At 45.8% G+C, this 26,750-nt stretch carries 22 protein-coding genes, 3 tRNA genes and 1 pseudogene (1 of these 26 only partly in view); 16 read left to right on the forward strand and 10 right to left on the reverse strand.

The window, feature by feature from the left end; all coding sequences use genetic code 11:
* Positions 1-34: 34 nt before the first annotated feature.
* Together tyrS and GT348_RS00785 are read right to left on the reverse strand one after the other, a co-directional pair.
* Positions 35-1,291: a tyrosine--tRNA ligase gene (gene tyrS / locus GT348_RS00780; protein ID WP_160618115.1), complete on the reverse strand. Its 1,257-nt coding sequence runs from the start codon at positions 1,289-1,291 to the stop codon at positions 35-37.
* A gap of 20 nt (positions 1,292-1,311) precedes the next feature.
* On the reverse strand, positions 1,312-1,980 hold the full coding sequence (locus GT348_RS00785) for an alpha/beta hydrolase (protein WP_160618116.1): 669 nt from the start codon (positions 1,978-1,980) through the stop codon (positions 1,312-1,314).
* Positions 1,981-2,285: 305 nt separating this feature from the next.
* Here GT348_RS00785 and GT348_RS00790 point away from each other — a divergent pair, with 305 nt between their 5' ends.
* The 5 genes from GT348_RS00790 to putA all read left to right on the forward strand — a co-directional run bounded on the left by GT348_RS00790 (position 2,286) and on the right by putA (position 9,485).
* A complete protein-coding gene (locus GT348_RS00790; RefSeq protein ID WP_160618117.1) occupies positions 2,286-3,395 on the forward strand; it encodes a cysteine desulfurase family protein in 1,110 nt (369 codons plus the stop codon).
* A 136-nt stretch (positions 3,396-3,531) separates the two neighbouring features.
* A complete protein-coding gene (locus GT348_RS00795; protein WP_160618118.1) occupies positions 3,532-3,846 on the forward strand; it encodes a ferredoxin family 2Fe-2S iron-sulfur cluster binding protein in 315 nt (104 codons plus the stop codon).
* A gap of 24 nt (positions 3,847-3,870) precedes the next feature.
* Complete coding sequence (gene mnmA / locus GT348_RS00800) at positions 3,871-5,049, forward strand: tRNA 2-thiouridine(34) synthase MnmA (RefSeq protein WP_160618119.1); 1,179 nt, start codon at positions 3,871-3,873, stop codon at positions 5,047-5,049.
* On the forward strand, positions 4,958-5,626 hold the full coding sequence (locus GT348_RS00805) for a glutathione S-transferase (protein WP_160618120.1): 669 nt from the start codon (positions 4,958-4,960) through the stop codon (positions 5,624-5,626). The genes mnmA and GT348_RS00805 overlap by 92 nt, the downstream gene beginning before the upstream one ends.
* Positions 5,627-5,849: 223 nt before the next feature.
* Positions 5,850-9,485, forward strand: coding sequence for a bifunctional proline dehydrogenase/L-glutamate gamma-semialdehyde dehydrogenase PutA (gene putA, locus GT348_RS00810; protein WP_160618121.1), 3,636 nt, complete (start codon positions 5,850-5,852; stop codon positions 9,483-9,485).
* A 90-nt stretch (positions 9,486-9,575) separates the two neighbouring features.
* On the opposite strand, the gene GT348_RS00815 is transcribed toward putA, so the two are convergent.
* On the reverse strand, positions 9,576-10,514 hold the full coding sequence (locus tag GT348_RS00815; RefSeq protein WP_160618122.1) for a hydrogen peroxide-inducible genes activator: 939 nt from the start codon (positions 10,512-10,514) through the stop codon (positions 9,576-9,578).
* Between the two features lie 183 nt (positions 10,515-10,697).
* On the opposite strand from GT348_RS00815, the gene ahpC reads away from it, so the two are divergent.
* On the forward strand, positions 10,698-11,264 hold the full coding sequence (gene ahpC, locus GT348_RS00820; RefSeq protein ID WP_160618123.1) for an alkyl hydroperoxide reductase subunit C: 567 nt from the start codon (positions 10,698-10,700) through the stop codon (positions 11,262-11,264).
* A 132-nt stretch (positions 11,265-11,396) separates the two neighbouring features.
* Entirely contained in the window at positions 11,397-12,962 is a 1,566-nt protein-coding gene (ahpF, locus tag GT348_RS00825) for an alkyl hydroperoxide reductase subunit F (protein WP_160618124.1), read from the forward strand.
* 38 nt (positions 12,963-13,000) lie between these two features.
* On the opposite strand, the gene GT348_RS00830 is transcribed toward ahpF, so the two are convergent.
* Positions 13,001-13,735 (reverse strand): restriction endonuclease, encoded by a 735-nt coding sequence (locus tag GT348_RS00830; protein ID WP_160618125.1) that lies wholly within the window; start codon positions 13,733-13,735, stop codon positions 13,001-13,003.
* A 199-nt stretch (positions 13,736-13,934) separates the two neighbouring features.
* Positions 13,935-14,009: transfer RNA gene (locus GT348_RS00835), tRNA-Thr, on the reverse strand.
* 117 nt (positions 14,010-14,126) lie between these two features.
* On the opposite strand from GT348_RS00835, the gene GT348_RS00840 reads away from it, so the two are divergent.
* The 3 genes and pseudogenes from GT348_RS00840 (at position 14,127) to GT348_RS00855 (ending at position 17,912) form a co-directional block, all read left to right on the forward strand.
* Complete coding sequence (locus GT348_RS00840; protein WP_160618126.1) at positions 14,127-15,608, forward strand: paraquat-inducible protein A; 1,482 nt, start codon at positions 14,127-14,129, stop codon at positions 15,606-15,608.
* Positions 15,605-17,272, forward strand: a complete 1,668-nt coding sequence (locus tag GT348_RS00845; protein WP_160618127.1) for a PqiB family protein — start codon at positions 15,605-15,607, stop codon at positions 17,270-17,272. The genes GT348_RS00840 and GT348_RS00845 overlap by 4 nt, the downstream gene beginning before the upstream one ends.
* A gap of 176 nt (positions 17,273-17,448) precedes the next feature.
* Positions 17,449-17,912, forward strand: a pseudogene (locus GT348_RS00855) (PqiC family protein).
* 79 nt (positions 17,913-17,991) lie between these two features.
* On the opposite strand, the gene nusG reads toward GT348_RS00855, so the two are convergent.
* From nusG to GT348_RS00870, 3 genes are all read right to left on the reverse strand, one after another.
* Positions 17,992-18,522 carry a transcription termination/antitermination protein NusG gene (gene nusG, locus GT348_RS00860; protein ID WP_160618130.1) on the reverse strand — a complete coding sequence of 177 codons (531 nt, stop codon included), beginning with the start codon at positions 18,520-18,522 and terminating at the stop codon, positions 17,992-17,994.
* A 9-nt stretch (positions 18,523-18,531) separates the two neighbouring features.
* Positions 18,532-18,747 (reverse strand): preprotein translocase subunit SecE, encoded by a 216-nt coding sequence (secE, locus tag GT348_RS00865; protein WP_160618131.1) that lies wholly within the window; start codon positions 18,745-18,747, stop codon positions 18,532-18,534.
* A 99-nt stretch (positions 18,748-18,846) separates the two neighbouring features.
* Positions 18,847-18,923, reverse strand: a tRNA-Trp gene (locus GT348_RS00870).
* A gap of 187 nt (positions 18,924-19,110) precedes the next feature.
* On the opposite strand from GT348_RS00870, the gene GT348_RS00875 reads away from it, so the two are divergent.
* From GT348_RS00875 to atpC, 6 genes are all read left to right on the forward strand, one after another.
* A tRNA-Gly gene (locus GT348_RS00875) sits at positions 19,111-19,184 on the forward strand.
* Positions 19,185-19,514: 330 nt separating this feature from the next.
* Positions 19,515-20,093, forward strand: a complete 579-nt coding sequence (gene atpH / locus GT348_RS00880; protein ID WP_160618132.1) for an ATP synthase F1 subunit delta — start codon at positions 19,515-19,517, stop codon at positions 20,091-20,093.
* Positions 20,093-21,631, forward strand: a complete 1,539-nt coding sequence (atpA, locus tag GT348_RS00885) for a F0F1 ATP synthase subunit alpha (RefSeq protein WP_160618133.1) — start codon at positions 20,093-20,095, stop codon at positions 21,629-21,631. Before atpH ends, atpA begins: the two co-directional genes overlap by 1 nt.
* Before the next feature lie 11 nt (positions 21,632-21,642).
* Positions 21,643-22,533, forward strand: a complete 891-nt coding sequence (locus GT348_RS00890) for a F0F1 ATP synthase subunit gamma (RefSeq protein WP_160618134.1) — start codon at positions 21,643-21,645, stop codon at positions 22,531-22,533.
* Positions 22,534-22,556: 23 nt separating this feature from the next.
* A complete protein-coding gene (gene atpD / locus GT348_RS00895) occupies positions 22,557-24,020 on the forward strand; it encodes a F0F1 ATP synthase subunit beta (protein WP_160618135.1) in 1,464 nt (487 codons plus the stop codon).
* Between the two features lie 4 nt (positions 24,021-24,024).
* Entirely contained in the window at positions 24,025-24,450 is a 426-nt protein-coding gene (atpC, locus tag GT348_RS00900) for an ATP synthase F1 subunit epsilon (protein ID WP_160618136.1), read from the forward strand.
* Positions 24,451-24,616: 166 nt separating this feature from the next.
* Here the strand turns inward: atpC and GT348_RS00905 are convergent, their stop codons facing one another.
* Both GT348_RS00905 and GT348_RS00910 read right to left on the reverse strand, forming a co-directional pair.
* Positions 24,617-25,942: a c-type cytochrome gene (locus GT348_RS00905; protein WP_160618137.1), complete on the reverse strand. Its 1,326-nt coding sequence runs from the start codon at positions 25,940-25,942 to the stop codon at positions 24,617-24,619.
* Position 25,943: 1 nt separating this feature from the next.
* Positions 25,944-26,750 carry the 3' portion of a GMC family oxidoreductase gene (locus GT348_RS00910; RefSeq protein ID WP_160618138.1) on the reverse strand. 786 nt of this gene lie beyond the right edge of the window, so 807 of the gene's 1,593 nt are visible here — the last part of the coding sequence; its start codon lies beyond the right edge, outside the window; it ends in the stop codon at positions 25,944-25,946.

Raw genomic sequence — 26,750 nt, forward strand, 5'->3', positions numbered from 1 at the left:
TTTTAAAAAGATGCCCCTCTCTTTTGATCACGGATTATATAAGACGAATGAGAATGTGTTTTTTCTTACCTGAAGAAAGTTTGAGCACATTATCTTGAAAATAATCTTTGGTAATGATGAGGTTCTCGTCTTCAATAGCCTGATCATTTAAACGGGCACCGCCGCCGCGAATCAAACGCCTTGCCTCACCACCGCTATTAGCAAGTCCTGCTTCTGTCAGAAGACGAAAGGCAGGAAGGCCACTTTCTGAAAATAAAGACTTTTCAAGCTGCTTTTCTGGCAAAGCTGCCTGAAGTGCTCCCTGCTCGAAAATCCTTTTAGCAGCTTGTGCAGCTTCATCAGCGGCTTCGCGGCCATGACAAATGGCTGTGGCTTCAGTAGCGAGAATTTTTTTGGCTTCATTAATATCAGCACCTTCAAGGCTGCCGAGTCGTTCGCACTCTTCAACAGGAAGATCAGTAAACATTTTAAGAAAACGCCCCACATCTGCGTCTTCAGTATTGCGCCAAAATTGCCAGTAATCAAAAATAGGTAGTTTTTCAGCACGAACCCAAAGGGCCCCTTTGGCTGATTTACCCATTTTGGCACCAGAAGATGTTGTGACCAAAGGTGTAGTCAGGCCAAATAATTTTGCATTATCTGTGCGACGGGCCAGATCTATTCCTGAGACGATATTGCCCCATTGGTCAGATCCTCCCATTTGCAAGACGGCTTTATGGCGCCGGTTTAACTCACGAAAATCATAAGCCTGCAAAATGGAGTAATTAAACTCCAAAAAGGTCAGACCTTGCTCACGGTCTAATCTTTGTTTGACACTTTCAAAAGAAAGCATCCGGCTTACAGAAAACTGAACACCCACATCTTGCAATAGCTCAAGATAAGAAAGGCGATCTAACCAGTCAGCATTATTAGCAAGAACGACTTTTTGACCATCAATGTTCAAAAACTGTTTAAGAGAAAGCTCAATGCCAGCAAGATTATGGGCAATTGTTTCTGCCGAGATAAGCGAACGGGCTTCATCACGGAAAGAGGGGTCACCTATTTTCGCTGTACCACCCCCCATGAGCGCAATGGGGCGATGTCCATGTTTTTGCAGTAGGCGCAGCATCATAATCGATAAAGCATTGCCAATATGCAAAGAATCAGCCGTTGGGTCGAAACCAATATAAGCCGTAATCGGCCCAGCAAGCAGTGCCTCATCAAGGCCCTGAGGATCAGTACATTGGAAGATCATGCCCCTGGCTTTAGCTTCTTGTAAAAAAGAGCTTTTGGGCGAGAAATCAAACGTCATTGAGCAAACTCTCTCAGATTTTAACCTGCTGCCTGTGCGGTCGCGCGGAACTCAGCCTGACGGACAAGCACGTGATCTTCAAGAGCATCTGCAACCAGATCAGCCTGTTTGGCAAAAATATGATCGGCCTGGTCAAAAATACGATAATCGACAGTGACATTCTTTTGTGTATTGAGTTTTTCAACAACCTTACGAATACTGCCTTCTGGCGCCATGGTATCCTTGCCGCCAGCAATCATTAAGCCGCTACACGGGCATGGTGCCAGGAAACCAAAGTCATAGTCATTTGCTGGGGGGGCAATGCTGATCCACCCGCTAATTTCTGGCCGGCGCATTAGAAGTTGCATACCTACAAAAGCACCAAAAGAATAACCACTAATCCAAAGCTCAGTAGAGTTTGGATTTACCATTTGCATCCAGTCGAGGGCAGCGGCTGCGTCGGAAATTTCTCCAATACCGCCATCATAACGGCCCTGAGACCGACCTACGCCGCGGGAATTGAACCGCATGACTGAAAAGCCCATTTCCTGGAATCGGCGGTACATCGTGTAGGTGATGCGGTTATTCATTGTTCCCCCGTGCAGGGGGTGCGGATGAAGAACTAGGGCCAATGGTGCATTGGCATTTTCAGAATGGTGGTAACATCCCTCGAGCCGCCCTTCTGGGCCAGCAAACATCACTTCAGGCATTCGTCTCTCATTCTATAACCTGCCTGTTTCCCAGTGGGTCCTGTAAATAATGGAGCCCATGATTAAGGCAGATAGTCGGAAAAAATCAATTAAGAGGATTAAGACCCCATTGATATGTGCCTTATGAGAAAGCATATGTTTTTCACTAGGCAAAAGCTGTATATCGGGTTAAAGGCCTAAATTTCTACTAAAATCGACATATTTTAGCCCGTAATTGTTCAATCTTTTGAAAAAAGACTGATTTTTGAACCAGATAACGCTAAAATTACTTTGTTTTTATATTTTATTTTGGTTTTCGCGACAAAATGCATCCTTCTATAGACTCCCCTATTTACCTTGATGCCAATGCCACAGAAATACTCCGTCCTTCTGCGCGTCAGGCTGTGTTAGAGGGTCTGAATATGGAGGGGAATCCGTCTTCGGTGCATTATTACGGTCGTCAGGCACGTCAGGCACTGGAGACAGCACGCAAAAACATAGCCTCTTACTTTCAGAGAGATAGGGAGAGTTGTGTTTTCACCTCTGGAGCGACAGAGGCAGATGCACTGGCACTTCATGCTTTTGGGTTTGCTGAAAAAAGGCGTATTCTTGTTGGGGCTACGGAGCATGACGCTATTTTGCAGAGTGCCCCGGGAGCGATAAAATTACCTGTTAATTCCCAAGGTTTGCTCGATTTAGACGTATTGAGGCAATATCTTCAGGATGGCGTGCCAAGTTTGGTATGTATTATGGCCGCTAATAATGAAACTGGAATTTTATCTCCATTAGAAGATGCCGCACGCCTTTGCCGAGACTATGGGGCTCGCCTACATATTGATGCCGTACAAATAATAGGGCGTTTAGCATTGTCGCTTACAGCGATTGAAAGCGCCAGTTTAGCTATTTCTGGACATAAATTTGGTGGACCCAAAGGGGTAGGGGCACTCATCTTGGCTGAAGATATTCCTATAGCGCCTTTATTTACCGGTGGAGGCCAGGAGCGGGGCCGCAGAGGCGGAACGCCAGCCTTGGCTAATATTTTAGGCATGGCCGCAGCTTTAAAAGAATCGAGCCAACAAAATTGGGAACCCATTAGAAATTTGCGAGACAAATTAGAACTTGTTATCCAGGAAGCTGGTGGTGAGAGCCTTAATGCAGGCCTCGCACGTTTGCCAAATACATTATCTGTTGTTTTACCTGGGGTCTCTGCCCAAACACAGCTTATGATGCTTGATCTTGCAGGATATTGTGTATCGGCGGGATCTGCCTGTTCTTCGGGAAAAGTCTCATCTTCTCATGTTCTTCAAGCAATGGGATTAGGAGAGAAAGCGGGGCAGGCGATACGTATTTCATTGCCCTGGAATATACAGCCTGACGCCATTGAGTCTTTTGGAAAAGCGTATCGCGATATGACTCAGCGCCTGTTAAAGGGGTAAAATGAAGCATGTTTGTCTTAGAAAACTTGCACCTTGCATTAAGACGTTTTACCCGTGAGACATTCATTAATATTTTAAATCTCTGATCAATTATTGAGTGAGTCAGAGACTCAAGAGAGTGGAGCTAAGAGAGACTATGCCTCATATAGTTTTTGTTGAACAGGATGGTACACGCCGTGAAGTTGATGCTAAATTAGGTTTGTCTGTTTTAGAAGTTGCTCATGAGCATGATATTGATCTTGAAGGCGCCTGTGAGGGGTCACTAGCATGTGCAACTTGCCATGTTATTGTAGATCCTGTCTGGGCCGATAAGCTAACACCTCCTACCGATGACGAAGAAGACATGTTGGATCTTGCTTTTGGGCTGGAAAAAACCTCTCGTCTGGGCTGTCAGATTGTAATGACTGAAGAGCTAGATGGGTTAGTCGTTCATCTGCCTAAATCTAATTAATCTTAAGGTGAAATAGAAAAAACCATGCGTATTCTTGTGGCCATGTCCGGCGGCGTCGATAGTTCTGTTGTAGCTGCACTTTTAAAACAACAAGGCCACGAGGTTATTGGGGCAACACTTCAGCTTTATGATTATCGTGGTCCTGTAAAAACAGGCGCCTGTTGTGCAGGACGCGATATTATGGATGCACGTGCTGTCGCAGACCGTATTGGCTTTCCGCATTATGTGATTGATGCGGAGAATCGTTTTCGTGATAGTGTCATAGAGAATTTTGCCGATGCCTATGCACGAGGCGAAACGCCTGTCCCTTGCGTGGCTTGTAATCAGGGTGTGAAATTTACCGATCTTTTAGGTATGGCCAGAGATCTGGGCTGCGAAGCTATGGCTACTGGTCATTATGTAAGGCGGATAGAAGGTGCGGAGCGTAACGAACTGCACCGTCCTGTCGATTCTGGTCGGGATCAGTCCTGGTTTTTATTTGCCACGACGCAGGAGCAGTTAGACTTCTTGCGTTTCCCTTTGGGGGATATGCCTAATAAAGAAGCAGTAAGGGCACTTGCTACAGAACTTGGATTAGAAATTGCCGATAAGCCTGATAGCCAGGATATCTGCTTTGTTACAAAAGGGTCTTATGTAGGCCTCGTCGAAGAGATGCGCCCTGAAATTAAGGGTCCTGGCGAAATTGTAGATGAAAAAGGCAATGTCCTTGGCCAGCATGAAGGTGTTGCACGTTATACGGTAGGGCAAAGCAAGCGCCTTGGTGATATTCATACAAGCGTTGGTGAGCGCCAGGTCGTTACGCGTATTGATGTGCCGAAGCGTCGCATCATTGTAGGGCCACGTTCTAGTTTAGATGTTAAAGGCCAGCAAACGCGCATCATCCTGCGGGATATGAATTGGCTTATTTCTCCTTCTCAGGATGGCATGAGTTGCGGTGTGCAATTAAGAGCTAGAGAAGGGCTAAGAGATGCCCATGTGCGTCCTTTGGAGCAAAATCGGGCAGAAGTTATTTTGGCCGAGCCTGCTTTGCCAGCGCCGGGCCAGGCCTGTGTGTTTTATGACGGCTCTCGTGTTTTGGGCGGGGGTTTATTACCTCAGAAGGAATGTCGTAATGGGGGGCAAACTTCTTCTAGGGTCGCGCCGTTATTCCTCCTGGTCATTAAGAGGATGGCTAGCTGTTCGTTTAGCTGGTCTGGACGTTGAAGAAGAAGTGATTCCTTTAAAAGGAAAGGGACAAACGGTTGAAATCCATAAACGGTCTCCCAATCGTTTAGTGCCTTATTTAGAGCATGATGGGGCTCATATCTGGGAGAGTTTGGCTATTGGCCTCTATTGTGCCGAGTTTTGCCCTGCGCTTTTGCCTCAAGAAAGAAAGGCGCGGGCACATGCTTTAAGTATCAGTGCACAAATGCATGCCGGGTTTCGTCATTTGCGCCAATTATGTCCTATGGATATAGGACGAAGTCCCGCTTTTCCTGAGACTCTGTCCGATGAAGAAAAAGAAAACTTAAAAACTGATCTTACTCTTTTAGGTGACGTCATTCTCAAAGCCCTGCTGAGAGATGGCAGCCCTTCATATTATCTTTTTGGTTCAGAATTTGGCATCGTAGAAGCCATGTACGGCCCTGTCATGTTACGGATCAAGCAATATAAACTTGAACCCTTTCTTCCATCAGAGGTTAATAAATGGGTCGAAAGAGGGCTTTCCCACCCCCTTATGCAAGAATGGGTTGCAAAAGCAGAAGCTGAGCCAGATGAATGGCGCCTTTCTTACACATAAAATTCTTATATTTCATAGAGATTTGAAACGTTCCTGGGCTGGCACATTACGTTTTGAAAACGTCTAAAAGAGATTATCAGGCGTTATGACGTAAAAAAACATTATTTAGCTGTAACGAAATATAGACAAAGCCATCCTAATTATGGTGAGATTAGCTTATTAGTCGGTCTTCAGCTTTAGCTGGAGAGAAGTCTTGGCGACGTTGCTATGCAGGTTGTGAGTTATGGCGTATCTTCCAGATCTTTTCGAAACCCTTCCCAAGCGTTCTGAATTAAGGGTCAGTATTACTGAACAAACACGCCGTTCGGAAGAAGAGTGTGTTAAAGCACTATTGGCACAGGCTGAGCTGAATCAAGAACAAGAAACCATCGCTTCAGAGGTTGCTTTCAAGTTAGCGCGCAGTCTTCGTAATCAGCGGCGCCCTGGCATTGTTGAGCAGTTAGTACAGGAATTTAGCCTGGCCTCTGAAGAAGGGGTGGCTTTGATGAGTCTGGCAGAAGCTCTTTTAAGAACACCAGATCAGGCAACACGCGACGAACTGATTCGTGACCAGGTTACTTTGGGAGACTGGATCTCTCATATGGGGGCTGGCCAGCCGCTTATTATTAATGCGGCTTCCTGGGGATTGTCACTCACGAGCAAGATTATTGCACCTGCAAATCGTGCTAAATTAGTTCACGGTATGATTCACCGTCGTGGCATGCCTTTTATTCGTATTGCCATGCGCCAAGCTATGCAAATGATGGGGCGGCAGTTTGTTTTGGGTGAAACTATCGAGCAAGCCCTTAATGTTGCGCGCAAGCAGGAAGATGAAGGATTTACTTATTCCTACGACATGCTTGGTGAGGCTGCGCTTGATCAAGCTGATGCCGATCGCTACCGCGCAGATTATCATGCAGCATTAGAGGCTATTGGTAAAAATGCACGTGGTAATGGGGTTTATGAGAGGGCTGGTCTTTCGATTAAGCTTTCAGCGCTTCATCCTCGTTACAGCCGCGCGCAACGTGATCGCGTTTTAGAAGAGTTGTTGCCGATTGTAAAAGAACTTGCTGTTCGGGCGCGTCATTATGATATTGGGCTTAATATCGACGCAGAAGAAAGTGAGCGTTTGGAGCTTTCTCTCGATCTTTTAGAGGCTCTTTGCCAAGATCCTGAACTGGCAGACTGGAATGGGATTGGTTTTGTTGTGCAGGCCTATGGGCGTCGTGCACCAGCCGTTCTTGATTTTATTATTGATTTAGCGCGTCGTACCAAGCACCGCATTATGGTTCGTTTGGTAAAAGGAGCTTATTGGGATAGCGAAATCAAAAAAGCGCAAATTGATGGTGCGGTCGATTTTCCTGTCTTTACGCGTAAATGTCATACAGATGTCAGCTATCTTGCTTGCGCAAAGAAGTTATTAGATGCGCCTGATGAGATTTTCCCACAATTTGCAACACATAATGCGCGCACATTAGCCTCTATTTATGCTCTGGCAGGTCCTGACTTTTCAATAGGACGTTATGAGTTCCAGTGCCTACATGGCATGGGTGAGACCCTTTACGGGCAAGTTGTTGGTTCCAAGAAGCTTAACCGTCCCTGCCGTATTTATGCTCCTGTTGGGACATATGAAACACTCCTTGCGTATCTTGTGCGTCGCTTGCTTGAAAATGGTGCAAATTCTTCTTTTGTTAATTTGGTTGGTGATCGCTCCATTCCAATTGAAAAACTTATTGAAGATCCCGCAGAACAGACAAAAGCAATTCAGCCTTTAGGAAGCAGACACCCTATTATTCATGCCCCCTCAGATCTTTATGGGCAGGAGCGTAAAAACTCTGAAGGGATGGATTTAAATGATGAGGCTGTTTTACAACAGTTAAGAGATGCGTTGGCTAAAACCCCAGAGAAAAGCCACGCAACATCGCTGATTATTGGATGTCCTCCCTCAACGGAGATACAATCGGTTCTTAATCCGGCAGATCAGAAAGATGTTGTCGGTACATTACACGATGCGTCTAAAGAAGATGTACATCGCGCTATCGAGGAAGCCGCCAAAGCCTGTGACAGTTGGGCAGGGCGTACTCCGGCAGAGCGCGCGGATATTTTAGAAAAAGCGGCTGACCTTCTTGAGGAAGACCGCGTTTCTTTTATGGCCTTGGCTGTGCGGGAAGCGGGTAAGTCTTATCCCAATGCTGTTGCAGAAGTGCGAGAAGCAGTAGATTTTCTGCGCTATTATGCAAGTCTGATTAGAGCTGATTTTGACAATGAGACCCATCGTCCCTTAGGTCCGGTTGTTTGCATCAGCCCCTGGAATTTCCCATTAGCGATTTTCCTCGGACAAATTACAGCAGCGTTAGCAGCGGGTAATAGTGTCTTAGCAAAACCAGCAGAATCAACATCATTAATTGCTTTTGAAGCAACAAAATTGATGCATAAAGCTGGTGTTCCGGCAGAAGCTCTACAATTAGTGCTAGGAAAAGGAAGCAATATAGGGACAGAATTAGTATCTGATCCACGTATTGCAGGAGTGATGTTCACGGGATCAACTGCGGTAGCGCAATCGATTGCCCGTCATTTATCGGGTCGGTTAGGGCGCAATGGTCAGCCAGTGCCATTTATTGCCGAAACTGGCGGCTTGAATGCCATGATCGTGGATTCAACAGCTCTGCCTGAACAAGCTATCATTGATATTGTTAACTCTGCTTTTGATAGCGCAGGCCAGCGCTGCTCGGCCTTGCGTTTGCTTTGTATTCAGGAAGATGCAGCCCCTCGTGTTGTGCCTCTGCTCAAAGGTGCAATGGCCCAGCTACGTGTAGGAGCGCCCGGTCGTTTAAAAACCGATGTTGGACCCGTTATTAACGAACGCGCCCGCGATAGCATCATGGCACATATTCGTGCCTTTCAAGATAAAAAACATGATGTTTATTCAACACCCCTGGTAGAAGGGGAAACCGAAGAAGGCTTCTTCGTGCCGCCAACCTTGATAGAAGTTCACTCTGTTGAGGAGATTGGTGGAGAAGTCTTTGGGCCAGTTCTTCATGTGTTGCGCTACCATCGTCGCGGTCTTGACGCGCTCATAAAGGATATTAATGCATCAGGTTATGGATTGACTTTTGGCATACATAGCCGTCTTTCCTCAACGATTAACAAGCTCGTTGATAAGATCGAAGCCGGTAACATCTATGTTAATCGGAATATGGTGGGCGCCATTGTTGGAGTGCAGCCTTTTGGTGGCCGTGGCCTGTCAGGAACAGGGCCTAAAGCCGGTGGTCCTTTAGCGGTGCGGCGTCAATTATCTCAGGCACCTCTTTGTCCTTTAGCCCGGACAAAAGAATTATCGCCAATGGCACGTAGCTGGCAGCTATGGTTGAGAGCAGATAATGCCGCCTTGGCTAAGGAGGTTGCTCCTTGGATGGAACATGGCCTGCTGAATTTGACCCTGGAAATGCCATCTCCCGTAGGTGAAACGAATATTTATTCTCTTTTACCAAGGGGGCGTGCCCTTATTCTTGCAGAGACAGAAGATGGACTTAAAAAGCTGATAAGTTACGCTATTAGCTGTGGCAACTCCATTTCTATTCTTGCGGCGCCAGAGCTATTATCCAGCTTTAAAACGCTTCCTGAAGTTCTTAGAGAGGAAATTACGGTCGTAAAGAATAAGGCTGACATAAGAGCCAGTTCTTTCATCCTGTCTGAATCAAGCAATGATGCTCTATGGCAGATTGTTCGCGAGCTTTTAGAAGATCCGAAACAGGCTGTACCTGTTATTTATATCGGTGATGGTAACAGCCTGCGTCCAGAATGGTTGCTAGAAGAAAGACATGTAAGCACCAATACGGCAGCCGCAGGCGGTAATGCGCGGTTGATGGCTTTAATTTAAGGCTAATCACCTTCTCCTCTTATAAAAAGGAGGAGAAGGTGGAGCTTTCTTAAGCCGATAACTTGGCTAAAAAGGCTAATTTATACTGTTCTAGTCTGAACTGGGGAGGGCTGTGCATCCCTCTGGTGTTCTGTCCCGGAGGAAAGTTGCCAGCTCTTTAAACGAAGCAGCTCTGGGGTCAGAGGGGCGCCACATCAGGCTCACTGTCCGTTTAGCCTCGGCATTTTTAATGGGGCGTACAGAAACCAAATTTTGCAATTCTGAACGATGTTTTAGCGCAAGACGTGGAATAAGAGAAAATCCTTCTCCTGCTCCTATCATATGCCAAAGCATTTCTAGGCTTGTGGCCAGACGCTGTTCTTGAGGTCGAAAATCTGTTGGGCAGATGGAAAGAGCTTGTTCACGCAAACAGTGACCATCTTCAAGTAAGAGAAGGTCTGGCCTTGCCAAGTCTTTTAGCGTGATAATTTCTTTGCGTGCTAATTCGTGATCATGCGGAAAGACGGCTAAAAAAGGCTCTTCAAATAACGTACTTTGCTCAAAATGAGACGTTAAGTTTGTTGGTGCCATAATAGCCAGGTCAAGCTCACCCTGGCGCAAGGCATTAACAAGATTTTCGGTTGTTAATTCACTTAGTCTTAAACTGAGCTGCGTATAGGATTCGCGTAATCCGGGCAGCAATGAAGGGATATAATAAGGTCCTATTGTTGGAATAACGCCTATGTGGAGTAATCCATCAAGTGGTCCCGTATAAGCGCGGGCCACTTCTAGCAGCCTACGGGCAGAGGCAAGAACTTCACGTGCCAGACCAATTAACCTTTCCCCATCTGGAGTAGGCGCTACATGACGTCGTGTGCGCTCGAAAAGCGTGACATTGAGTAAAAATTCAAGCTTGCGTACTTGCTCGGATAAGCCAGCCTGGCTGACACCACAACGTTCTGCTGCACGAGAAAAGTTGCGTAAATCATCTACAGCAACCACATATTCAATATCCCGGAGGGATAAACCAGAGAGTGGAACATAGGACATGGTTTTTAAATAGGGTGTCTTATCTTGAAGGGGAAGGGGATGGCCACCACTTCTTATAAACCTTCTATTAAAGACGGTATAGGGTACAGAGTCGTATCTTGACAGTTAACGTCTCAAGTTGTTCCCTTTAGGAACGTTCGCTGTGTCGCAACGTTGTTCATCTTTTTAACAAGGAGAGTAGCAATGCCTGCTATTGGTTCCCAGGTAAAATCTTTTAAGGCAGAAGCCTTTCATAATGGTAAATTTATTACAGTTTCTGACGCTGATTTGCGTGGAAAATGGTCTGTCGTGTTCTTTTACCCAGCAGATTTCACATTTGTCTGCCCTACAGAGCTCGAAGATCTAGCTGATCATTATGAAACATTTAAGAAACTCGGCGTGGAAATCTATTCTGTTTCTACAGACAAGCATTTCACCCACAAAGCATGGCATGATACATCCCCAGCTATTGGCAAAGTAAAATATGTCATGGTGGGTGACCCAGCTGGCGTTATCGCGCAGAATTTCGACGTTCTTATCAATGATGGTAGCCATCTTGCTGAGCGCGGTACGTTCTTGATCGACCCAGAAGGTCGCATCCAGTACATCGAAATTACATCTGGTGGCGTTGGTCGTAGCGCTACAGAATTGCTTGATAAAGTCCGTGCAGCACAATATGTAGCTTCTCATCCAGGTGAAGTTTGCCCTGCAAAATGGAAAGAAGGCGATACAACCTTATCACCATCACTTGACCTTATCGGCAAGATCTAAGCTTAGTTTCTAAGCTTTCGTGGGTGGCTTAAACCACACACGAAAAGGGCGTGCCGCTGGGGAGTTGGCACGCCCTTTTTTCGCTGTGTCTAATATGGGGAGTGGCCATTCCCCAATTTTTCCGAGGTAAAAATGCTGACTGATGACCTAAAAATACAATTAAGAGGCTATCTCCAACATATTCGGCAGAACATTTCGCTCGAGTCGTCCCTTGGAGATGACTCAAAATCAGTCGAAATGCGTAATTTTCTTATAGAAATTTCCGAACTCTCTGACAAGATAATTTTTAAAGAAGGCGGTACAAACAAGCACCGTCCGTCTTTTGACATTAAACGTGACAGAACGGATATAGGGGTTACTTTTGCAGGTATTCCCTTAGGCCACGAATTTTCGTCTCTCATTTTGGCGCTCTTACAGGTTGGAGGGCATCCGCCTAAAATTGAAGAGGCCCAAAAAGAGCGCATTCTTTCGCTGACAGGTAGCTATCATTTTGAGACCTATTTCTCGCTTTCTTGTCATAACTGCCCAGACGTTGTGCAGGCTCTCAACACAATAAGCGTCTTAAATCCGGCAATTCGTCACACAGCTATTGATGGTGGGCTATTTCCTCAAGAAGTAGAAGAGCGTGATATACGGTCTGTGCCACAGGTCTTTCTAAATGGAGAACCTTTCTCCACAGGCCGGATGGATATTGAGCAAATTCTAGCTAAAATTGACTCTGCCGGGATTGCTCGTGCTGTTGAGTCTCTTAATGATGAGGCTCCATTTGATACCCTTGTTGTGGGGTCTGGTCCAGCCGGGGCAGCAGCAGCGATTTATGTCGCGCGTAAAGGGTTGCGTACAGGCATAGTGGCAGAGCGTTTTGGTGGCCAGGTCGTAGACACATCTGGGATTGAGAATTTTATCTCTGTGCCAGAGACTGAGGGCCCTCTTCTAGCTCAGAATTTAGAGCAGCATGTGCGTCGTTATGATATTCGCATTATGGGGTCGCAACGTGCAGCGCAGTTGGTTCCTGCCAAAGAAGAGGGTGCCTTACACGAGGTCATTTTGGAAAATGGCGCTCATTTAAAGGCACGTACTATCATTATAGCGACAGGGGCCCGTATCCGCTCTCTTAATGTCCCGGGTGAAGATGACTACCGGACACGTGGCGTTGCTTATTGCCCTCACTGTGATGGTCCTTTCTTTAAAGGACGCTCTATTGCTGTTGCTGGAGGAGGAAATAGCGGCGTTGAAGCGGCTATTGATCTGGCGGGAATCGTGTCTCACGTCACGTTGTTGCAGCGTAGTTCGGTTCTCAAAGCTGACCAGGTGTTACAGGATAAACTTAAAACCATGCCTAATGTAACGGTTATTAAAAACGCCGTGACGCAGAAAATCGTGGGTGATGGTAAAAAAATGTCTGGTTTGGTCTGGAAGAATAAAGAAGACGGCTCTGAGCAACAGCTCGACGTCGAAGGCCTATTTGTCCAGATCGGTCTGGATCCAAACTCTGACTGGGTCAAAAACGTTTTAGAGATTTCCCCAGCCGGTGAGATTGTGATTGATGAGCGATGCCGCACAACGGTTCCAGGTATTTTTGCCGCTGGTGACGTCACAACAGTGCCTTATAAGCAAATTGTCATAGCGGTAGGTGAAGGTGCGAAGGCAGCATTATCAGCCTTTGATTATATGATTCGCGTACCTCACAAAAGTTAAGTCACGCATGTTAAGGGGCAATAATGAATTATTGCCCCTCAAAGCAGAGTTTTAGTTGCTAGCGTTTTTTTCTCAGTAAAATTTTGTAAGTCACGATGATGTAAAAGGTGCACGCCAGTGCTGGCAGCAAGTTGGTGTGCATGACGTGTATAGCGTGAATTTGTTACGACAGCAGCAAGCTGAGCATGATGATAGGCACGTGCTGCTATAATTTCCTGTACAGCTCTATTACCGACAGGGCGACTATATAATTTACATTGGACAACCATCATAACACCGTTACGTGTTGCGATGACGTCTGTACCTTGGTCGCTACCTACAGGTGTAACATATGCCTTCCATCCACTCTGCTTTAAAAGTTCTGCACAAAGTCGCTCATATTCTAATGGATCCATTTTTGTCGTAACCTGCAAGGCTTTGGCAAAAACAGGAGAACGAGCAGAAGTTTTGTCGTATTTACGGCACTGTCGTTCGATGTAATGCAAGGTCCTTTTTTCGAAGCGGGGCCAATAAGAAGAGAGTCTTTCTTTTTTCAGAAGTGGAAGAATTTGCGTGTTGCAAAAATAAAGGCATTCTTTGTTCCAGAGCCTTTTTTGCACCTTGCCATAAGAATCGAGTGTAAGGGATTGTTGCCTTTTGATGGCAAGATTTCCAGCATAATAATGAATAAGCTGTTTTATAAGCCGCCATGCTTTACGCTTTTGAGTAAAGCGGTTTGTTATTTTTAGTAAAATGATAAATGCCAGACTTATTAAAGGTAAATCTGGCGGCAAGGTTTTCGTTTCGTAAAAATAGTTTTTTACAGAAAGACCTAAATTAAAATTATAAAAGTTATAATCATGAGTGAAAAAGAGGAAAAAATAAGCAGTAACTAAAACGAAAAAAAAACTCGATATCCTCATTGGAAATAATCGTTTCCAATCAATAATTAGGCAATTATGCCCATTTCATATAATAGCATAAAAAGGAGAGTGGTGCCGACACTCGGATTTGAACCGAGGACCTACTGATTACGAATCAGTTGCTCTACCCCTGAGCTATGTCGGCTTCTAAGGGGACGATATACAGAAGAGGGCGCATTCCTGCAACGGGCGAAGCAAAATTTTTGCGGCCAGGATGAAGGAAAAGCTTGCAGTGCGGCTAGCTCTGTCGCAAGGAAGAAAGATGTTTGGTAAAGATCGCTTCTATAAAGGCTTGTGGAACCACAAGGCAGCTTTTCTTTTTAGAAAGGTCGGTCATCGTCGTGATACAGGTCCCAAGCTTAAACTTTTGGCCTTAGAGGGGCTAAAAGAATGTCATGGCTGCGGCCTTATTCAAAAAGTGCCTCATCTAAAGCCTGGCCAGGTAGCGGAATGCACGCGTTGCGGGGAGCAACTGGACCGTGAGCGGCTCACATCGCCAATTATGGCACCTTTGGCTTTTTGTATAACATCAATAGCACTTTATCTGGCTCTTCTGGTTAGCCCGCTTATGACCATTGATATTTATGGGCGAGAAAATACAGTTAGTTTATTGAGTGGACCAAAGGAGCTTATCAATCAGGGCTTTAGTCTCATAAGTATTTTAGTACTGTCTGCTTCTGTCCTAATGCCTGCAATTGTTCTGACACTTATGATGCTTATCCTTTATGGAATGTGGCACTCGCATAAAGCGCCCCATTGGATAAGACATGTGTTTGCCTGGTATGAACGGCTTCGCCCTTGGTCAATGATCGAAGTTTACGTCATTGGTCTTATTGTTGCCTATTCGAAGCTTGTCGATTTAGCAGTGGTGATCTTACAGCCCGGGGCTTTTCTGCTCGGTGGATTAATGGTTTCTATGGCAGCAATGGATTCTGCATTTAATAGTAAATCCTTCTGGAAGCGTTTCCCCGTCCCTCAAGAAGATCAGATCCTCTGTAAGGAAGATGGCGACTCTTCAGAAAATGTAACTTCTGACGCGTTATTGCTGCAAAGCGATAATATGGTCTCATGTACATGCTGCCACACCGTTTTTCTGGCAGAAAAAACTGTTTTGCCAGAAGATGACATGGGAAACTGCATGCGCTGTGGCGAAATTTTGCGCAGAAGAAAATATAAAAGTATCGAAGCCTCTCTGTGTTTTTTAGTAGCTGCATTTATTTTTTATATACCAGCTAACATGCTGCCTATTATGACTTATGTAAGAGTAGGACAGGGGCAACCAAATACAATTCTGAGTGGTGTGAAGGAGTTGTGGGAGTCAGGATTATATTCCTTGGCGCTTCTGGTTCTTTTTGCCAGCATAACGATTCCGGTGGCAAAAATAGGCGCCCTGGCAATAATGCTATATTGTGAAACACGTAAAAAAGCCTGGCATTTAAACGGCCTAACAAAACTTTATCGTTTTGTATGTTTTATAGGGCGTTGGTCGATGATTGATGTCTTTATGATCTCAATTTTAGTGGCCATTGTCAGGTTCTCTTTCCTGGCCCATGTTACGGCCGATCCTGGTGTCGTGTTTTTTGCTCTTGTTGTTGTTTTGACGATCTTTGCGGCCGACCTTTATGATCCTCGTGGTTTATGGGATGCAGCAGGTTATAATGGTGCTTTAATGAAGAGCAGAAGAAAAGCTGATAATTCACACCCTTATACAAAAAGAAAAGATATGGAGTCTGAAAGCGCGTGAGTGATTCAAACACAGAAGATAAGATTTCATCTTCTACAAATCCCAAAGCTAAAGTCAGACCCACCCGTTTTTCAGTCCTTTGGGTCATTCCTATTATAGCGATCATTGTATCAGCTTCGTTAGCATGGCGGCATTTTGTCACTCAGGGGCCTGTCATTACGATTTCTTTCGATACAGCTGATGGTATTGTTCCGGGCCAAACACAGGTTAAAAATAAGGCTGTTACCTTAGGTGTTGTGCAGGGCGTTAGCCTTAGCTCCGATATGAGTCATGCTGATGTTACGGTGCAGATGAAAGGTGAAAGTTCGCGTTATCTTTCGCCTAAGACACGTTTTTGGGTCGTACGCCCACGTATTAACGGCACTAGCATTACAGGTTTAGAAACAGTCATTTCAGGTGCGTATATTGCCCTGGATCCAGGTCCTAACAGAGGCCCCTTTGAAAGTCATTTTAAAGGGCTGGAAACCCCTCCAGGGCTCCGCTCTGATCAGCCCGGTTCAAGTTTTTGGCTGGTATCACCTACCTTAGAGTCACTCGGGTCAGGGGCTCCAGTTTTCTTTCGTGATCTGCCTGTAGGCGAGGTTTTGGGATATACTATGCCTCCCGGTGGCGTAGGGCCAATTTTATTGCAGGTTTTTGTTCGTAAGCCCTATGATAAATATTTAAAAACTGACAGCCGATTTTGGAATGTTTCAGGTCTGCAAGTAGGTGTTGGAGCAGGTGGTTTAAAAATACATCTTCAGTCCATTCAGACACTTTTTTCCGGTGGCGTTGCTTTCGGGCGGCCCATAGGTCATTTCGATAGCGCTGCAACATCAGCGGAACCTAACTCTGTATTTCGTTTATATGGAAGCAAGGTCGAGGCTGAGAATAGCCGTTATCATCAAAAACTACGCCTTGCCATGTATGTTGATACTTCCGTGGGTAATTTGACCGAGGGAAGCAAGGTAACAATGTTTGGCCTGCAAGTGGGAATCGTAACAGGTGTGCACTTACAGCTAGAAGATTCTCATCATGGCCCGCGTGTGCGTGTTGATATGGAAGTAGAGCCTGAGCGTGTTGTTTCTGTAGAAACTGGTAAAGAAAATTATAGCCGCAAGGTCCTTAGTGATTTCGTCAAAAGAGGGATGCGGGCTTCAATTCAGAATGTAAGCTTCCTTACGGGCGAGGCCATGGTAACTTTGAGCTTCTCTCGTAACAATAAACCAGGCCAATGGGTCGAAGAGGATGGCGTTATCATTCTTCCAAGCGATCCAGGTGGTATGGATGGAATCATACAATCTGTTTCCTCCATTGCAGACAAGCTTTCAAATATGCCGCTTACACAGATGGGAGAGAATATTAATAATCTCTTAGCCCATACTGATAAAAGGGTGCGTAGCCCAGAAGTAACGCGTTCTATGGTTGCTTTAAGAGGGTCCTTGCAGGCACTTAATAATTTGCTTGATCAAGCGGATGAAGATCTACCTGCTCTTAATGACAATGTGCAAAAAACCTTAACTCAGGCTCAAGGTCTATTGAAAAATTACGGAGGAGATGAAGATTTCCATCGTAATCTTAAAACATTGGTTGCCCGTTTATCGCAAATGTCTCGTTCTTTGCGTTTGACAGCCGATTATATAGATCATCATCCTTCTTCATTGATTACGGGGCGTAAGAAATGACCATCACAACTTCTTTTCGTACCCTGTTTAAGACAAGGCTACGCAAATCAGCGTTAGGTCTCTTGTCTCTTTCGACAGGGCTAGGGGCTATAGGCTTATTGAGCGGCTGTAGTAGTGTAGAGCCGCGTTTTTATAGTTTAGCACCTATTTCTGGCTCAATTCCCACCCAGTTTTCAATGCCGTCCAAGGGTAGTATCGAAGTTCACACGGCCTCAGTGCCGTTGAGATTAGACCGCGATAGAATTGTGCAAGGAAGAGAGCGTTACCGTCTAAAATTGGCTGACGCAGCCTCATGGAGTGAACCATTGGGGATATGCTGACACAAACTTTAGTCTCAGATATAGCGCAGAGACTGCCAAACCGTGTAGTTTTTGCACAAAATCAGTTTGTAGCGCTTGAGCCTACAGACTTTGTTGATCTTGCAGTGCAAAATTTTGAACAAGACGAAAATGGTTATGCCGTGATTAACGGTGTAATCTCGGTTGAGCAAAAACGTTCACCGCAAAATAGTGCTACAAGTTTGCCTTTTCATTGGGTTTCTCCTCAACCAGTATCAGCTGACCCACAAGCTTTAGTTGCAGCCCTAAGTGAAGGGGTGGGAGTTATTGCTGATCAGGCTGTGAATTTACTCCAGCAGTGAAATTTTAATAAAAAAGCACATAAAAAAACCCATCTCGCAAAAGCGGGATGGGTCAATAAACGCGTCTTTTTATAAAATCTTACAGTTTTTCAACCTGGTTATAGTCAAGGTCCACAGGAGTAGAACGACCAAAGATTGAAACGCTGACTTTTAGACGTTGATGTTCCGTATCGACTTCCTCAACACTACCATTGAAGGACGTGAAAGGACCATCGGAAACCCGGATTTGCTCGCCCACTTCAAAAGTAAGACTTGAACGTGGACTTTCAATGCCCTCTTGTGCCTGCTGTAAAATACGCTTGGCTTCGGCATTGGTAATGGGCGTAGGCTTGTTACGCGTGCCCAAAAAGCCTGTCACTTTGGGTGTATCTTTTACAAGATGCCATGCCTGATCAGTGAGTTCCATTTTAATAAGAACATACCCAGGAAAGAACTTGCGCTCGGCATTCACTTTACGGCCGCGGCGCACTTCAGTCACTTCTTCTGACGGAACAAGCACTTCTTCAAAATGGTCTTCTAACCCTTTTTTTGCTGCCTGTTCGCGTATGTGCTCGGCGATTTTCTTTTCAAACCCCGAATAGACATGCACAACGTACCAACGTTTAGCCATTGAGTGCTCTTAGCCTCCGACACCAAAAAGTCCGCGGATACCAAGACCTATCACTTGGTCCACAATGAAAAAGAAAATACAGGTGATCGCCACCATAACAAGTACTGCACCTGTCGTGACGATAGTATTACGGCGTGTGGGCCACGTAACACGTCGCGCTTCAGCGCGTACATCCGCAAAATATTTGATTAGGTTAAAACTTGAACCTCTGGGGGCCGGAGGCATTTTCCGGGAATCGCCTTTCGGATTACTCACCGACACCATAATCCTCGAATTCTAAATAAATCTAAAGCGGGGGACTTCGCCCAAAAATTTGGGAGAAAGTGGCAGGGGTGGAGGGTCTCGAACCCGCAACCTCCGGTTTTGGAGACCGGCACTCTAGCCAATTGAGCTACACCCCTTTAATCGAATCGTAGAAGATACACCCGAAGGCTAACCCCAAACGACGATGGGCGAAAAAAAGAATGAATAGAGAATAAAGTCAAGCCCCTTAAAGCTAATTCTTTGAAAAAACGTTTATTTTTATTTCTTGAAGGGAAAAGTGCTTGCCAAAACATTTGGTTTTGGTTTATGGAAGCAACCAATTAAGCGGGCGTAGCATAATGGTAATGCAGTAGCCTTCCAAGCTTCTGACGAGGGTTCGATTCCCTTCGCCCGCTCCATAATTTTCCAAAAAATATAACTTATCAGGTCACAAAGGCTTGTTTTCTTTGCTTATTTGCCAGAGCATGGACTCTTCACAGCTATTTGCGGAATGATTCGCATATAGCTACAGAACTGAAGTTTCTTAACTGGGGTAAATTAAAGTTGTAAATTCTGTGGAATTGTCACTTTAACCTATGTTGCTTTTTGCCTCCCTCACATGCTAGGGAACCGGACAAGGTATAGATTGGTCTGGATTATTTTTTACATTCGTGTAGAGCTTCACCCAAGCTAGCCTGAAATGATCAGCATAATGCTGGTTTGAGTGAATAAAACTTTTATGACGGAACATGCCCGTGACTGTAGCACAGCAAAAGCGGAACAAAGCGCCAAGCGAAGTCGCGCAACGTTATGCCCGTGCCTTTTATGAGATCATAACAGCAGGTGCAGATGCATCAGCTGTTCTTGAACGCATTGATCTCCTCGTAAAAGCATTTGATGACAATGCCGATTTGCAGGTTTTATTATCTGACCCGCGCTTTGACACACGTAATGCCTCTGAACTTGCTTCCAATCTTTGCAAGGCATTGAATTTGGGCGACGATATTCGTCGTCTTATTGGAACAGTGATTCAAAATGGGCGCTTTTCCAAACTTGTAGAAATTCTTCAAGCGATCCTGCTTTTAGATGCACAAGCACGTCGTGAAGTGAGTGTAGAAGTTTCTACGGCACAGTCATTGACTGACGAGCAACGTAACCGTCTCATAGCTACCTTAAAAGAGGCTGGCTATGATAATACAGCTATAACCGAGCGCCACGATCCATCGCTACTTGGTGGGATGGTCGTACGCGTTGGTTCAGTTCTTTTTGATACATCGATCGCCGGGCGTCTGGCCCGCTTGCAGCACGCCATGAAGGGAGCCGCGTGATGGACATCCGTCCCGCCGAAATTTCGGATATTCTTAAGCAGCAAATTGCTTCATTTGACCAGCCAGAAGCTGTTTCTGAAACGGGCACCGTTTTGTCTATTGGTGATGGCATTGCCCGTATCTACGGCCTTACAAATGTTATGGCTGGCGAGATGGTTAAATTTGAGTCGACCGGGCTGAGCGGAATGGCGCTTAACCTGGAGGCTGATCACGTTGGTGTTGTTGTCTTTGGAAGTGGCGACGAAATCAGTGAAGGTGACACTGTCCTTCGCACCGGCAAAGTGGTCGAGGTTCCTGTTGGTAAAGGCCTGTTGGGGCGCGTTGTTGACGGGTTAGGTAACCCTATTGATGGCCGTGGCCCTCTCACCGATGTCGAATATCGCAAGGCTGATGTTAAAGCGCCTGGCATCATGCTGCGTAAATCTGTCAGCGAGCCGATGCAGACAGGTATCAAGGCAATTGATGCGCTCGTTCCTATCGGACGTGGCCAGCGTGAGCTGGTTATTGGTGACCGTCAGACTGGTAAAACAAGTCTTTTAGTTGACACCATCATCGCTCAAAAATCAGTCAATGATCGTGGTGATGAGAAAGCATCTCTTTACTGCATTTACGTTGCTGTAGGTCAAAAACGCTCAACAGTTGCAAACCTCGTGCGCACCCTGACCGAAACAGGGGCAATGAGCTATTCAATTGTTGTTGCTGCGACAGCGTCTGATGCGGCTCCAATGCAATATATCGCCCCATATGTCGCAAGCTCAATGGGCGAATATTTCCGTGATAATGGCATGCATGCTCTCGTATGCTATGACGATCTGTCAAAGCAGGCTGTAGCTTATCGTCAAATGTCTCTGCTTTTGCGTCGTCCTCCTGGACGTGAGGCTTTCCCTGGAGACGTGTTCTACCTACATTCTCGGCTTTTGGAGCGTGCTGCCAAAATGTCTGATGAATGTGGCGGTGGCTCATTAACAGCTCTTCCCGTCATTGAAACACAGGCTGGTGATACAGCTGCTTACATTCCAACAAATGTGATTTCTATCACAGACGGGCAAATCTTCCTTGAGACTGACTTGTTTAACAAGGGTATTCGCCCTGCTGTTAATGTCGGTGGGTCGGTGTCTCGTGTTGGATCGGCCGCTCAAATTAAAGCGATGAAGCAGGTTGCTGGTAAAGTTAAACTTGAACTAGCCCAGTACCGTGAAATGGCTGCCTTTGCACAGTTCGCATCTGACCTTGACCCTGCAACACGTAAGCAACTTGAGCGTGGTGCTCGTTTGGTTGAGCTTTTAAAGCAGCCAGAAGGTCACCCCTTAGCTGTTGAAGAGCAGGTTGTTGTTCTTTTTGCTGGTATGCGCGGCTATGTTGATGCAATTCCAGTCAACAAAGTTGTTGCTTATGAAGCAGCTCTGCTTTCAGAGTTCCGTCACGGTCAGAAAGATTTGTTAGAGGCAATTCGTACCCAACGTCAGCTAACATCTGAGATCGAAGAAAAACTTAAAGCTGTGCTGGGGGCTTTCAGTAAACGCTTTTTAACGGCGTGAGGAAATAAATCATGCCTTCGTTGAAAGAATTGCGCGGAAGAATTGCGGGCGTCAAATCGACGCGCAAGATTACAAGCGCTATGAAAATGGTCGCAGCCTCTAAATTGAGGCGCGCCCAACTTCAGGCAGAGGCCTCGAGGCCTTATGCCGAAACGATGCGAAAAATGATGACCGAACTTGCTTCGGCCCTCACGAGCCTGGAAAGTGCGTCTCTTCCTCCGCTTCTTGTTGGTAATGGTCGTGACAAGACACATCTCTTTGTTGTGTTAACATCTGATCGTGGGCTTGCTGGTGGTTTTAATGCGAATATGGTTCGTGTTGTACGCCGAGAAGCAGATGAACTGATTAAGCAAGGCAAGACAGTACGTTTCCTGCCAGTTGGCAGAAAAGGTGCTGATGTCATTTCTCGCTATTATCCTGGCGCTGTTTTAGAGACCCTAAAAAGCAGCGACGGCACAGGCATATCCTATGATTATGCGGCCTCAATAGCAAAGAAAATTGTTGCGCTTTTAGAGGCAGGCAAAATTGATTGCTGTACTTTGTTCCGTAATCGATTTGTCAATGCTATGACACAAAGTCCTGAAAAAATCAGTCTTATTCCACTCCCTGTAAGTGATAATGATAATTTGTCTGCGGGAGAAGGTTCTGCACCTTATGAGTTTGAACCTGATGAAGAGACACTTTTGACCCGACTTTTGCCGCGTAATCTTGAAGTACAGCTATACTCAGCTATGCTTGAAAGTGCAGCAGGAGAGCAGGGAGCGCGTATGACGGCGATGGATAATGCAAGCCGTAACGCCAGTAAAGCCATTGACCGCTTGTCGTTAAAATATAATAGAACACGCCAAGCAAATATCACTAACGAGCTGATCGAAATTATTTCCGGCGCAGAAGCCGTCTAAGATCACGCAGGAGACGAAATCGGATGTCTGAGACACTCAACCGTTCTGCTGACCCAGCGGAGACTGCAACCGGGCGGGTCATTCAAGTTAAAGGCCCAGTAGTGGATGTGCAGTTTGAGGGCAAAATTCCTCATATTCTAAACGCACTACACGTTAAAGTTGGCGATCGTACGCTTGTCCTGGAAGTTTCACAGGAAATTGGTGAACGCCAGGTTCGCTGTATTGCTATGGACAGCACAGATGGCCTCGTTCGCGGTGATGAAGTGCGCGACACGGGAGCCCAAATTACAGTTCCGGTAGGACCTGCCACACTTGGTCGTATTCTCAACGTTGTTGGGGAACCAGTAGATGACCGCGGTCCTGTTAAAACTGATACTTACTTTCCAATTCATCGCCCGGCTCCGAGCTTTGAAGAGCAGGCTGCTGCTACTGAAATCCTGGTTACGGGTATTAAAGTTGTCGACTTGCTTTGCCCTTACCTAAAAGGTGGTAAAATCGGCCTCTTTGGTGGTGCTGGCGTTGGTAAAACCGTTATCATTCAAGAGCTTATCAATAACATTGCTAAAGCTCACGGCGGTGTTTCAGTTTTTGCTGGTGTTGGTGAGCGTACTCGTGAGGGTAATGACCTGTATTATGAAATGCAGGATGCAGGCGTTATTAAAATCGGCGAAGATGGCAGCACCGAGGGTTCCAAGGTTGCGCTGATTTATGGCCAGATGAATGAGCCTCCTGGGGCGCGTTCTCGCGTTGCTTTGACCGGACTTTCTGTTGCGGAGTATTTCCGTGATGTTGAAGGGCAGGATGTTCTTTTCTTTGTTGATAACATCTTCCGCTTCACACAGGCTGGTTCTGAAGTTTCAGCCCTACTGGGACGTATTCCTTCTGCTGTGGGTTATCAGCCTACATTGGCCACAGAGATGGGGTCACTTCAGGAGCGTATTACCTCAACGAATAAAGGGTCTATTACTTCCGTTCAGGCTGTGTATGTCCCTGCCGACGACTTGACAGACCCAGCACCTGCAGCAACATTTGCTCACTTGGATGCAACAACGGTTCTCAACCGCTCTATTGCTGAAATGGGTATTTATCCTGCTGTGGATCCCTTGGATTCAACTTCACGCTCTCTTGATCCAAAAATTGTTGGTGAAGAGCATTATGAAGTTGCCCGTTCAGTCCAGAATATTTTGCAAACATATAAAGAGTTGCAAGATATTATTGCCATTCTTGGTATGGATGAACTGTCAGAGGAAGATAAACTTATTGTTGGGCGTGCACGCCGCATCCAGCGTTTCCTTTCTCAGCCTTTCCATGTTGCAGAGGTCTTTACCGGCGCACCTGGTAAACTCATTTCTTTAGAAGATACAGTTCGTTCTTTTAAAGCACTTGTCTCTGGTGAGTATGACCACTTACCTGAAGGCGCTTTTTACATGGTCGGTCCTATCGAAGAGGCTGTGGAAAAAGCAGAAAAGATGAAGCAGGAAGGTTAAGTCCATGACCTTACGTGCCGAAATTGTAAGCCCGCTAAAACGCCATATTGACCAAGATGTTGATATGGTCGTTGTTCCAGGCACCGAGGGAAATATCGCAGCCATGCCTGGGCGTTCACCGGTCATGCTGCAACTTCGGGGCGGGATCGTTACGCTTTATAAAGATGATCAAGTCGTAGCACGTCTTTTCATTAGTGGCGGCTTTGTGGATATGACTTCGGACCGCTGCACAATTTTAGCTGACTCTGTGCGGGCTCTTGAGGATTTATCTCCTGACGATGCCCGGCAGCGTCTTGACCAGCTCGAAGCTCAATGGAGCCATGTCGGACCAGGAGAGTATCATGAAAACGATTCTCTCACTTTACAAATTCAGTCTGTTCGTGCCGAAATCGAGGCCGGAGAAGAGTTTGCAAAAGGCGGCTTTAATTAGGCTTTAATATATAGCGTAATTAAAAAAGGCGGTGAGGTTTTGTCTCACCGCCTTTTTTGTATTTTTAAGAGTTATCCTTATTTCGATGAAAAATAAGGATAACCAAAAAAACATATTATATTTTGTTCGCTCTCAACAATGTTCGTTGCAGTAATCGGACTTACAACTATTTACCGGAACGATATTTTTTTATATCGCCTGCTGTAACTTTGAGTTTTGGATTACCAAAATGCTCAGTGACATAGTTGGTTAATGCCGCAATTTGCTCATCAGTTAGTTGATCAGCAAAAGCAGGCATGACGACATGACCTTGGTTTGTTTGACGGTCTACGCCCCTTAAAATTGCCATTGCCAAGTTACGAGGGCTCGTTGCCCCTACCGCACTGTTAGATGTTAGGGAAGGATAGAATTGATCCTGAGTTCCCTGACCATGTGTTTGGTGACATGTAGCACAGGCATTTAAGTAAAGTCTGCGTCCGTCAAGACTTGTTCCATTCTCCATCGCTGTGGGAGCGCGATCTATGGGGTAGTCCAACTCGCTTGCATCAACAGCTTTTGCTTCAGAATAGCTAAAGGCAGGGTGTTTTTGCTCTGGGTTTCGAATCGGGGGTACGGTTTTTAGGTAAGCGGCAATGGCTTCAAGATCAGAATCTGTCAGATGACGTAAGCTAAATTCGACTGCCTCTGCCATGGGGCCAGCTGCCTGGCTTTTGCCATGAGCCGCACCATTTCTGAGATAAGACACAATTTCGTCGTTAGACCAGGTGCCAATACCACTAATTGGATCAGACGTAATATTAGGCGCATCCCACCCCTGGATATTGTAACTGCCACCAAGATAGGCCGAAGATTTTTCAGCCATAAAGGTATTACGTGGTGTATGGCAGGTGCTACAATGGGCTAACGTTTTAGCTAAGTATTCCCCTCTTCGGGCACCACCCACAGCAGCATCTTCATCAGGTGTTGGATGCCCCCCTGCAAATAACAGGTTCCATGCAATCATAGAAGCGCGGATATTGAACGGGAATGGTAGAGCGGTCTTGTTCTTTGGTTCCTCATCTACGCTTTTAACGCCTTTTGTAAAATATACATATAAGGCGTGGATATCGCTGTTTGAAATACCCGAGTAAGAGGTATAGGGCATTGCAGGATAAAGATGCCCTAAAGTCGGAGAAATGCCTTTCCTTACAGCTTTAGCAAATTGAGCTTCGCTCCATGAGCCGATACCGTATTTTTGTGATGGCGTAATGTTTGTGGAAACAATTTTTCCAACAGGGGTAGCGATGACAAGGCCGCCAGCATAGGGTTTACCGCCTCTAGCTGTATGACATGCCTTACAATCGGAGGCCGTTGCGATATATTCACCCTGTTTAATTAAATCTTGTTCCGCAGCAGTAGGAGCTCCCTCCGCTTGCGCTAAATTAGCGAAAAAGAGAGAGCTAAGTGCCGTCCCTACGGCACATAAGGTATAACGGGAAAAAAGAAAGCTCACATTAAACCTCTCGAGCGATGATATCAGCAGAGCGCAAAGCCATAGCCACGCCCGTGAGTGTAGGGTTAACTACGCTTGAGCTAGAGAAGACACCTGTCGTTGCCAGGAACAAATTACTGTGGTCCCAGGTGCGGCAGTCTTTATCCACAACCGAATCACGTGGATTATCACCCATAATCACTGTTCCCATGATGTGATCACGATTCTGCCAGCCTGTATTATCCTCAATAACCGTGCCGTTCATAATCTTAACGAACTTCGCAAAGTCTTCTTTCGCTTTCAGACTTCCTAATCTCATATATTCATCAGGATTATAGTGAACTTTTAGCGTAGGAATTCCGTTCGAGGTTTTGTGAGTCGTAGAGGGTTGAACACGATTCTCAGGGTGAGGCAGTATTTCAAAGACTGTCGAAACATCAACCCAGCGAGCAGCCATATGACGAATCTGCTTATCTAATTCAGGCCCAACAATATTCTTTTTGAGAAGATGTTCTGTAATGGCGCGATTAGGCACAGTGTTGGTTAAAGCGTGTTTAATAGCAGAATGCTCACTACGGAACGCTCCGTCACGCATGTTAAATATACAACCCTGCTGCACAGGCCCTCTTCCAGGCCATAGAGGTTCATCTGCCAGGAATTGCAGCCCCATACCCGTGTGGTCCATCAGGTTACGGCCTACTTGGTCTGAAGAATTTGCTACATCAGACATTAAAAGTAGCTTTGGCGTTTCAAGGCCGTTTGCTGCAATCATGAAATAACGCGCAGTGAGACGATGTTCAGAGTTATCTGAAGACCGGCAATGAACAGC

The sequence above is a fragment of the Aristophania vespae genome (assembly GCF_009906835.1).
Lineage (GTDB): Bacteria > Pseudomonadota > Alphaproteobacteria > Acetobacterales > Acetobacteraceae > Aristophania > Aristophania vespae.